General features: G+C 67.3%; 5 protein-coding genes. All 5 read right to left on the bottom strand.

The window, feature by feature from the left end; genetic code table 11:
• On the bottom strand, positions 1 to 890 hold an 890-nt coding region (locus AC5JJ6_RS00865; protein WP_496040224.1), incomplete at its 3' end, for a TrkH family potassium uptake protein.
• A 162-nt stretch (positions 891 to 1,052) separates the two neighbouring features.
• Positions 1,053 to 1,685, bottom strand: a complete 633-nt coding sequence (gene folE, locus AC5JJ6_RS00870; RefSeq protein WP_496040228.1) for a GTP cyclohydrolase I FolE — start codon at positions 1,683 to 1,685, stop codon at positions 1,053 to 1,055.
• Positions 1,686 to 1,884: 199 nt separating this feature from the next.
• The gene (apaG, locus tag AC5JJ6_RS00875; RefSeq protein WP_496040225.1) at positions 1,885 to 2,277 is read right to left on the bottom strand and encodes a Co2+/Mg2+ efflux facilitator ApaG/CorD; all 393 of its coding nucleotides are present in this window, start codon (positions 2,275 to 2,277) and stop codon (positions 1,885 to 1,887) included.
• Between the two features lie 175 nt (positions 2,278 to 2,452).
• Positions 2,453 to 3,121, bottom strand: coding sequence for an ATP-binding cassette domain-containing protein (locus tag AC5JJ6_RS00880; protein ID WP_496040226.1), 669 nt, complete (start codon positions 3,119 to 3,121; stop codon positions 2,453 to 2,455).
• 5 nt (positions 3,122 to 3,126) lie between these two features.
• A partial coding sequence (locus tag AC5JJ6_RS00885) for an ABC transporter permease (protein WP_496040227.1) occupies positions 3,127 to 4,382 on the bottom strand: 1,256 nt, incomplete at its 5' end.

Here is a 4,382-nt window from a genome sequence, read left to right on the forward strand (position 1 = left end):
AGCGGCGGATAGCCCTGGTCCCACCATAGATGAGCCGCCATCAGGCAGACCGCCACCGCCACGATGGTCAGGAACCAGTGGACCTGGGTGTCGTTCCTCAAGGGCCGGGGATCGCCGCGCAAGGCCCTCAGATACAGCACGAAGGGCAGGGCGCCCAGCAGCATGAAGGTGATCGCCACCAGCTCCACCAGCGGATCGTCGAAGTAGCCGAGTGACGCATCGGCGGTGGAAAAGCCACCGGTCGCGATCGTCGTCATGGCGTGTGCCACGGCGTCGAACCAGTCCATCCCCGCCGCGTGGTAGCCGATCGCGCACAGCATGGTGAAGCATAGATAGATCATGCCGATCCAGGTTGCCAACTGCGCCGCGCGCGGCAGCACCTTGTCCGACTTCTCCGACGATTCGGTCCGGAAAAGCTGCATGCCGCCGACCTGAAGCATCGGCAGGATCGACAGCGCCAGCACGATGATCCCGATGCCGCCCATCCATTGGATCAGCGCCCGCCACAGCAGGACGCCGGGCGGAGCGGCATCCAGGCCCACGATCACGGTCGCTCCGGTCGTCGTGATGCCCGACATCGCCTCGAAGAAGGCGTCGGTGTAGCTGAGGTCGATCGCCGCCAGCATCAAGGGCACGGCGGCGAAGGCGGCGGTTACCGTCCAGGACAGCGTCGTCAGCAGGAAAGCCTGCCGGATCGACAGCGTGAAGTCGGGCACGCGGTTGGTCAGCATCAGCGCCACGCCGACGAACAGGGTGAACGCCGCCGAGATCGCAAAGACCTCCCAGTCCTCGTGCCCGGCCGACAGGTCGGCCATCAGCGGGATCACCATGCTGGCGGCCAGGGTCGACAGCAGGATGCCGAGAACGAAAAAAATGGGACGAAAATCCAACGGCGATATCCAACCGGTAATGTGCGGCAGGGCCGCATGTTCCCGGCCCGCTCTTCAACTATTGGCAAGAACCGCCGTCTTGTAAATCATTCGCATCGAAAGCAAAAGGGACGCCGCATCCGCGGCGTCCCTTCCGTTACCTGGTCCCAAGCTGAATTCGGTTCAGCCGGCGCTGCCGCCACCGGTATTCCCGATCATCGCCAGGAACTCCCGGCGGGTCGAGGGATCGCTGCGGAACGCACCCAGCATCCGGCTGGTGACCATGCTGACGCCCGGCTTGTGGACGCCGCGCGTCGTCATGCACTGGTGCTCGCCCTCGATCACGACGGCGACGCCCAGCGGCTGAAGCACCTCCTCGATCGTGTTGGCGATCTGGGACGTCATCTTCTCCTGGATCTGGAGCCGCTTGCCGTAGGCTTCCACGACGCGGGCGAGCTTGCTGATGCCGACGACGCGGTTCTTCGGCAGATAGGCCACATGGGCCCGGCCGATGATCGGCACCATGTGGTGCTCGCAGTAGCTCTCGAACCGGATGTTCTTCAGGACGACCATTTCGTCATAGCCGTCCGTTTCCTCGAAGGTCCGCTGGAGCAGCTCGACCGGATCGACGCCGTAGCCGGCGAAGAATTCCTCGTACGAGCGGACCACGCGGTCGGGGGTGCCCAGCAGGCCTTCGCGGTCGGGGTCGTCGCCCGCCCACAGCAGCAGGGTCCGGACGGCTTCTTCGGCCTCGGCGCGGCTCGGACGCTTGATGCCGGGGGCGCTGCGGAGATGATGGGACGGACCGCGAAGCACGTTGTCCGCAGCCAAGGGGTTGGATGCACTCACGATGGGTACCTTTCGATGGCCGGCTAGTTACCGGTTCCCTCTTGGCCGCGCCGTCGTCCCCCGACCGCAGCTCGACCTTGGCGGGAATCGGTTCCGCTTAGACAGCAAGATGGTGTGATTTTCCCGCGGGTCAAGGCGCAGGATTAGGTGTATAAACTGCGGGTTGTCAGTTAAGCTGGACAGTCTCGTGGGGGCTGTCCAAAGAGAAGGCAGGAATCGTGACGTCGAATTTCTCGCCGCGCGTATTCTCCATCTGATAGCTGCCAGACATGATGCCGGAAGGCGCCGTCAGCGGAGTTCCACTGGTGTATTCGAAGCTTTCACCCGGTTCCAGCACGGGCTGTTCACCGACCACGCCGGCTCCCTGCACCTCCTGCACCCGGCCGAAGCTGTCCGTGATCCGCCAGTGGCGGTTACGGAGCTGTACGGTCTCGCGCCCGGTGTTTTCGATCCGGACATGATAGGCCCAGACGAAATGGTGCTCAGCCGGAGACGACTGATCTTCGAGGAACGTCGGCTTGACCGAGATCTTGATCTCGCGGGTCGTCTGGCTGTACATGGCGGGCTCGCATACCGTGCGGCTGTTATCTCAAATGGGCAACGGAATTAAAATTACTCCTTGCGGTCCTCCTTGTCCAGACGGGCGTCCGGGCGCCGCCCCCGCCTTGAGCCGTTTCTACCTCTAATTACCTTTCTATCTTATTAAAATATGTACCGGCATATGCGGCATCCCCCTATCCCAGCTCGATGACCGGCCCGTCGGCCTCGGCCCCGTCCATCGGATCATGGGTCACCAGCAGCGTCGGAAGCCGCCGCCTGCGCGCATGGTCGAACACCCAGGCCCGGAACCTGGACCGCAGCGCCACGTCCAGCTTGGAGAAGGGCTCGTCCAGCAGCAGCGCCGCCGGCTCCGCCAGCAGGGTCCTCATCAGCGCCACCCGCGCCCGCTGACCGCCCGACAGCGTCGCCGGGTCGCGTCCGCCCAGGCCGCCCAGGTCGGCATCGTCGAGCGCCCGCTCCACCGCCTCCCGCCGTCCGGCTCCGCGCAAGGCGGCCGGCAGTCCGAAGGCAAGGTTCTCCGCCACCGACAGGTGGGGAAACAGCAGGTCGTCCTGGAACAGGATGCCGACCCTGCGCCGCTCCGGCGGCAGCCCGTCCAGATCGACGCCCCGCAGCGTCACGCGGCCGACGGCGTCGAACACCGGGTCCAGCGTCCCGCACAGATGGGCCAGCAGGCTCGACTTGCCGCTCCCGCTCGGCCCCATCAGTACGGCGACGCGCCCGCCGTCGATCGCCAGCGACAGCGGCGGCACCAGCACCCGCCCGTGCAGCGAGATCCCGACGCCGCTCAGTTCCAGCCGGTGCGCCGCATCCCTCGCGCTTCCCGCTTCCGTCATCGCCATCGCCCTCATCTCCTCCACCGGCGGACCCGGTCCACCGCCGCCGGCAGCATCAGCGCCAGGGCGAACGCGATCAGCGGCAGCGCCGCCTGCGCGAAGCCGTAGACCCCGATCAGCCGGCGGTCCGATCCGGCGGCCAGCCCGATAGCCTCCGTCGTCAGTGTCGGCAACCGTCCCGCCCCGGCGAACTGGGTCGGAAGATACTGCGCGACGCTGACCGAGAACCCGATCGCCGCCGCTCCCAGCACCGGCCGAAGCAGCAGCGGCAGCCTGACCCGCCAGAACACCCGCCACGACGTGGCGCCAAGGCACAGCGCCGACCGCGCATAGCGTTCGTCCAGCGCCCGCCAGGGATCGGCGAGCGCCAGGAAGACATAGGGCAGCACGAACAGCAGGTGGCTCCAGACCAGCGCGATCCACGTCCCATCCAGCCCGGCCGACACCAGCAGCACCTGCGCCCCGAACAGGAAGCCGATCTGCGGCACCAGCAGCGGCAGATAGAGCAGCCACAATCCCCGCGCCGACGGCCGCAGCCGCGCCCGCTGCTCGTTCTCCAGGCACCCCAGCACAAGGACCAGCGCGACGCCCGCCGATGCCACCCCGGCGCTCAGCGTCGTCCAGGCGGGACCCGCCAGATGCGCCAGCGCCCGCGTCCAGGTCTCCCAGCTCCAGGCTGCCGGCAGCGCATCGGGAAAGCGCCAGCGCTCCGCCACCGACCACAGGCCAAGCCCGGCCGAAGCGCCCATCGCCACCAGCACGATACCGGCCGCCAGCACGGCGCTGACCGATCTCGCCACCGCCCCGGTCCCGCCGCGCCGTCCCGACACCGCCCATCGCCGCCCGATCCGGCCCGCGATCGCCTCCCCCAGCCGCCACAGCGCTATCAGCGCCGCTGCCAGGACCAGTTGCAGGCAGGCTCCCGCCGCCGCCTGATAGCGCATGGCGAGGTCGGGATCGCTGAACCACCGAAGCACCAGCACCGCAAGGGTAGGGGGAGTACCCGGCCCCAGGATCAAGGCCATGTCCACGACCGAGGCCGAGAAGGCGAGCACCGCGTAGACCGGCAGCCGCAACTGCGGATAGACCAGCGGCAGCACCGTTTTTCCCCAGGCCGTGACCGGCCCGTACCCCATGGTCCGCGCGACGGTCAGCGTCCGGTCCGCGTGCACCTGATTGAGCGCCGCGAAGGTCATCAGCAGCAGGAACGGCACCTCCTTGACCACTAGGCCAAGCACCAGCGCCAGCCCCATCGGATCGTTGACGG

This window comes from Skermanella sp., assembly GCF_059503625.1.

What these genes read in the sequence shown, in the direction of transcription:
- apaG (WP_496040225.1), bottom strand. Translation starts at nt 2,277, where the DNA reads ATGTACAGCCAGACGACCCGCGAGATCAAGATCTCGGTCAAGCCGACG.
- AC5JJ6_RS00880 (WP_496040226.1), bottom strand. Translation starts at nt 3,121, where the DNA reads ATGGCGATGACGGAAGCGGGAAGCGCGAGGGATGCGGCGCACCGGCTG.